This is a genomic window from Cryobacterium sp. RTC2.1, from assembly GCF_035018685.1.
Taxonomy (GTDB): Bacteria; Actinomycetota; Actinomycetes; order Actinomycetales; family Microbacteriaceae; genus Cryobacterium; species Cryobacterium glucosi.
Genome location: NZ_JASJXJ010000204.1, coordinates 1 through 5,619, shown reverse-complemented (window position 1 = coordinate 5,619; position 5,619 = coordinate 1). Strand labels below are relative to the sequence as shown.

Here is a 5,619-nt window from a genome sequence, read left to right as displayed (position 1 = left end):
TGGGTGGGCGGGTGACCACTCTGCCGATGTTCCCGCTGGGCGCGGTGCTGTTTCCGCACATGCCACTGCACCTGCGCGTGTTCGAACAGCGCTACCTGGTGATGATGGCGCGGGTGCTCGACGCCGAGACCGCGGTCTTCGGCGTCGTGCTGATCGAGCGCGGCCAGGAAGTCGGCGGCGGTGAGCACCGGTTCGGGATCGGGACGGTGGCCAGGATCACGCAGATCGAGGCCCCAGAGGGGTTCGTCGGCGTGGTCGCCCACGGCGAGCGGCGCATCGAGGTGCTCGAGTGGCTCGACGACGACCCGTATCCGCAGGCGAGCGTCCGCGAGCTCCCCGAGCTGGAGTGGGACGACGAGCTGTTCCCTCTGCGGGAGCGGGCCGAACGGGTCGTGCGCCGGGCGCTTGCGCTCGCGAGCGAATTCACCGAGCAGCCCTGGGCGCCCGACGTCGAACTCTCCGGCGACCCGGCTGTCGCGGCCTGGCAGCTCGCGGCGATCGCGCCGGTCGGCCCCCTCGACCAGATCGAGCTGCTGCGGTCGGAGTCGATGGAGGCCCTGCTCACCCGGCTGGTCGAGGTCACCGAGGCGGTCGCCGACTCCTTCGGCGCCTGACCGGGGTGCCCGGCGAGGCAGGATCCGGCGTCGGCGTGCTGCGCGATCGGGCAGGCCGGAGCCGGTCCCAGTGGAACTCCGGCTGCTAAGCTGCTCGCGAAGCGGTTGAGCCCGACCAGGCGCGCCGTCCAACTGAATACCGGGCCGACACGGCCGATGCGGGAGAGTCCGGCGCCTCGGCGGCCGGACACCGAAGGAGCAATCCTCCCCGACAATCTCTCAGGTACTCGTACCGCATCGGACTGGCCACTCTGAAAAGTAGTCGCAGCACAATGCGGCTCGCCCATGGTGAAAGTCACGTCCCGACCAGGACGCGGCGAAGCTCTCAGGCCTGACGACAGAGGGGGAGTTCCCACGGGGTCGCCACGACCCCGAGAATCTCGCTCGGCCGCGGCCGACCTGCCTGGAGAACTCATGACCCCGGATCTGACCGAACGGTATTCCCCGCTGCACCAGGCGCACGTCGACGCCGGAGCCAGCTTCACCGACTTCGCCGGCTGGCAGATGCCGGTGCGCTACTCGAGCGATCTCGCCGAGCACCACGCGGTGCGTACCGCCGCCGGCCTGTTCGACCTCTCCCACATGGCCGAGATCCGCGTGAGCGGGGCGGATGCCGCGGCGTACCTCGACTACGCCCTCGCCGGAAAGCTCTCCGCGATCGCCCTCTTCCAGGCGAAGTACAGCCTGATCCTGAACGCGGCAGGCGGCATCGTCGACGACATCGTCGTCTACCGCACCGGGGAGACCGAGTTCCTCGTGATCGCCAATGCCGGCAACCACTTCCCGGCGCTCGAGGCCCTCACCAAGCGCGCTGCCCGTTTCGACGTGACCGTGACCGACGAGAGCGACGACACCGCGCTCATCGCCGTCCAGGGCCCGAACTCCCTCGCCATCCTCCAGGCGACCGCCGGTCTCACGGCCACCGACGACCTCGGCGCCCTCCGCTACTACCGGGCCATGACGGGCACCTTCACCGACGTCCCGGTGCTGATCGCCCGCACCGGGTACACCGGGGAGGACGGCTTCGAACTGTACGTGCCCATCGATCGGGCCCTCGCCCTCTGGAATGCGCTCACCGCGGCCGGCGCCGACCACGGCCTCGTGCCCGCCGGACTCGCGAGCCGCGACACCCTGCGCCTCGAGGCCGGCATGCCGCTCTACGGCCACGAACTGAGCGAGGCGACCTACCCGGCCCAGGCCGGACTCGGCCGGGTCGTCAACCTCGCCAAGGAGACCGACTTCATCGGCCGCGCCGCGAGCGAAGAGGGGCCGCAGGCGGGGTCCGCCGTGCTCGTCGGACTCGTGTCCGCGGGCAAGCGCGCCGGCCGCGCCTCCTACGACGTCTTCCGCAGCGCTGACGCGCACACACCGGAGGGGATGATCACGAGCGGCGCCCTCTCCCCGACCCTGGGACATCCGGTCATGATGGCGTACGTCTCGCCGTCGATCGCCCGGCTCGGCACCGAGGTCTTCGTCGACGTGCGCGGCACGCGCATCCCGGCGACCGTGACCGCGCTCCCGTTCTACTCCCGCAAGCCCTGACCCCGAGGGCATCCGCCCACGCACTCCCGTCGGCGATTCTCGCCGGCACCCCTCCAGACCAGCACGCACTGCCCGTTGTTCCGCCGAAAGGACACCCCATGACCGACCAGACCACCCTCCAGTACACCGCAGAACACGAGTGGGTCCTCATCGAGGGCGACACCGCAACCGTCGGAATCACGGCGTACGCGGCAGAGAAGCTCGGGGACGTCGTCTTCGTCGAGCTGCCCGCCGTCGGAACCGGTGTCATCGCCGGCTCGATCGTCGGCGAGATCGAATCCACCAAGTCGGTCGGCGAGCTCTTCGCGCCGGTCAGTGGCACGGTCACGGCCACCAACGACGGTGTCGTCGACAGCCCCGAGCTCGTCAACAGCGACCCCTTCGGAGAGGGCTGGCTGATCAAGGTCACCTTCCTCGAGCTGCCGCCCCTCCTCAGCCACGCCGAATACTCCGCCCTCACCGGCGAATAAGCTCCCAGGAAGCAGGCAGCGCCAGATGACCAAGCACCTCAGTCCCACCCTGACCGCCCAGGCCTCAGCCCAGGCCACCGAGCGCCCGTTCACCGAGCGGCACATCGGCACGGATACCGCGGCGCAGGCCACGATGCTCGCCCGCCTCGGCTACGACTCCGTCAACGCCCTCGTGGCCGCCGCCGTTCCCGCCTCGATCCACGTCGACGCGTTCCGGTCGGAGTCGGACACCCTGCTTCCGCCCGCAGCGAGCGAGCGCGAGGCGCTCGCGGAGCTGCGCGCCCTCGCCGGCCGCAACACCGTACAGCGCTCGATGATCGGGCTCGGCTACTACGACACGATCACGCCGGCCGTGATCAAGCGCAATGTCCTCGAGAACCCGAGCTGGTACACGGCGTACACCCCCTACCAGCCCGAGATCTCCCAGGGCCGGCTCGAGGCGCTGATCAACTTCCAGACGATGATCGCCGACCTGACCGGTCTGCACACCGCGAACGCGTCGATGCTCGACGAGTCGACAGCCGTCGTCGAGGGCATGCTCCTCGCCCGGCGCGGCTCGAAGTCGCCGTCCCACCGGTTCCTCGTCGACGCCGACGCGCTCCCACAGACGAAGGCACTGCTCGCGAACCGGGCCGCCGCGCTCGGGATCGAGCTCGTGGAGACCGACTTCGGCACGCCCGGCGCCGACGCGGAGCCCGCCGCCGCCGGTGACGCCGATGCCTCCGCCGGGCTCGGCGACTACTTCGGCGTGTTCGTGCAGTACCCCGGCGCGACCGGGACGGTCTGGAATCCTGCCGCCGTGATCGAGGCAGCACACGCCCAGGGCGCTCTCGCCGTCGTCGTCGCCGACCTGCTCGCGCTCACCCTGATCATGTCGCCCGGCGAACTCGGTGCTGACGTGGCCGTCGGCACGAGCCAGCGCTTCGGCGTGCCGATGGGCTTCGGCGGTCCGCACGCCGGCTACCTCGCCGTGCGCAAGGGCCTCGAACGCCAGATGCCCGGGCGCCTCGTCGGCGTGAGCGTCGACGCGGCCGGCCACCCGGCCTACCGCCTGTCGCTCCAGGTGCGCGAGCAGCACATCCGCCGGGACAAGGCAACCTCGAACATCTGCACCGCCCAGGTGCTCCTCGCCGTCATGGCGGGCATGTACGCGGTCTACCACGGCCCAGACGGGCTCCGCCAGATCGCCCGCGGGGTGCACGAGAACGCCGGCCGGCTCGTCGCCGCACTCCGCGCCGCCGACGTGACGGTGCTGAACGACACCTTCTTCGACACCGTGCGGGTCTCGATGCCGTCCCGTGCCGCCGAGATCGTCGCCCGCGCCTCGGGCGCCGGCGTCAACCTCTACCAGGTCGACTGCGACACGATCGGCATCAGTGTCGACGAGACCACCACCCGGAGCGACCTCGCCGCGGTGCTCGGCGCGTTCGGCGGAACCGATGCCTTCGGACACGTCGACCTCGAGGCATCCGTCACCGGGCTCCCCGAGGAGCTCGCCCGCACCACGACGTACCTCGAGCACCCTGTCTTCAACACGCACCGCTCCGAGACGAGCATGATGCGCTACCTCAAGCGCCTCGCCGACTACGACTACGCGCTCGACCGCGGCATGATCCCACTCGGCTCCTGCACCATGAAGCTCAATGCGGCGACCGAGATGGAGGCCGTCAGCTGGCCCGAATTCAGCGGAATCCACCCCTTCGCCCCACGCGACGACGTCGACGGCTACCTCGAACTCATCCGGCAGCTCGAGACGTGGCTGACGGATGTCACGGGGTACGATTCCGTGTCGCTCCAGCCGAACGCGGGGAGCCAGGGCGAACTGTCCGGGCTGCTCGCCATCCGCGGCTATCACCTCGCCAACGGCAACGCTGAACGCACCATCTGCCTGATCCCGTCGAGCGCGCACGGCACGAACGCGGCATCCGCCGTGCTCGCCGGCATGAAGGTCGTCGTCGTCGCGTGCGACGACCTCGGGAACGTCGACCTCGACGACCTGCGCGCGAAGATCGCCGAGCACGCCGACAGCCTCGCCGCGCTCATGATCACCTACCCCTCGACGCACGGCGTCTACGAGCACGAGGTCGGCACCATCTGCCAGGCCGTGCACGCGGCCGGCGGGCAGGTCTACGTCGACGGCGCCAACCTCAACGCGCTGCTCGGCTTCGCCCGGTACGGCGACTTCGGCGGCGACGTGTCGCACCTCAACCTGCACAAGACCTTCTGCATCCCGCACGGCGGCGGCGGACCCGGTGTCGGCCCGGTCGCGGCGAAGGCGCACCTCGCGCCGTTCCTGCCCGGACACCCGCTCGCCCAGGACGAGGAGCATTACCTCCGGGGCGCCGACGGCAGCGCCGGAACCGTCGTGCACGGCGGCGGCCCGGTCTCGGCCGCACCGTACGGGAGCCCGGGCATCCTGCCGATCTCCTGGGCCTACGTGCGCATGATGGGCGCGGCCGGCCTCAAGCAGGCCACCGGCGCCGCCGTGCTCGCGGCGAACTACGTTGCCAAGGGCCTCGAGGGCGCATACCCGCTGCTCTACTCCGGGGAGAACGGGCTCGTCGCCCACGAGTGCATCCTCGACCTGCGCCCGCTGACCGCCGCGACGGGAGTGACCGTCGACGACGTCGCCAAGCGCCTCGTCGACTACGGCTTCCACGCGCCGACGATGAGCTTCCCGGTCTCGGGAACGCTCATGGTCGAACCGACAGAGAGCGAGGACCTCGGCGAGATCGACCGCTTCATCGAGGCCATGATCGCAATCAAGGCCGAAGCGGATGCCGTCGCCGCCGGAGTCTGGCCGGCCGACGACAACCCGCTGCACAACGCCCCGCACACGGCGCAGTCCGTGATCGAGGGGGAGTGGGAGCACGCCTACGACCGCGAGACCGCCGTCTACCCGCTGCGCAGCCTCATCCGCGGCAAGTACTGGCCGCCGGTGCGCCGCATCGACAACGCCTTCGGAGACCGAAACCTGGTCTGCGCCTGCCCGC

The 5,619-nt window shown here is 70.4% G+C and carries 4 protein-coding genes and 1 riboswitch; all 4 genes read left to right on the top strand.

The genetic code is table 11. The features are described from left to right. Nucleotides 1–614 (top strand): LON peptidase substrate-binding domain-containing protein (locus tag QN357_RS17555; RefSeq protein ID WP_323505279.1); only part of this gene is annotated, 614 nt, incomplete at its 5' end. Nucleotides 615–763: 149 nt separating this feature from the next. After that, nucleotides 764–859: riboswitch (glycine riboswitch) on the top strand. 169 nt (nucleotides 860–1,028) lie between these two features. Beyond that, on the top strand, nucleotides 1,029–2,156 hold the full coding sequence (gcvT, locus tag QN357_RS17550) for a glycine cleavage system aminomethyltransferase GcvT (RefSeq protein ID WP_134449522.1): 1,128 nt from the start codon (nucleotides 1,029–1,031) through the stop codon (nucleotides 2,154–2,156). A gap of 98 nt (nucleotides 2,157–2,254) precedes the next feature. Next, nucleotides 2,255–2,626, top strand: a complete 372-nt coding sequence (gene gcvH / locus QN357_RS17545) for a glycine cleavage system protein GcvH (protein WP_134562225.1) — start codon at nucleotides 2,255–2,257, stop codon at nucleotides 2,624–2,626. 133 nt (nucleotides 2,627–2,759) lie between these two features. After that, on the top strand, nucleotides 2,760–5,619 hold a 2,860-nt coding region (gene gcvP, locus QN357_RS17540), incomplete at its 3' end, for an aminomethyl-transferring glycine dehydrogenase (RefSeq protein ID WP_323505280.1).

What these genes read in the sequence shown, in the direction of transcription:
- gcvT (WP_134449522.1), top strand. Translation starts at nt 1,029, where the DNA reads ATGACCCCGGATCTGACCGAACGGTATTCCCCGCTGCACCAGGCGCAC.
- gcvH (WP_134562225.1), top strand. Translation starts at nt 2,255, where the DNA reads ATGACCGACCAGACCACCCTCCAGTACACCGCAGAACACGAGTGGGTC.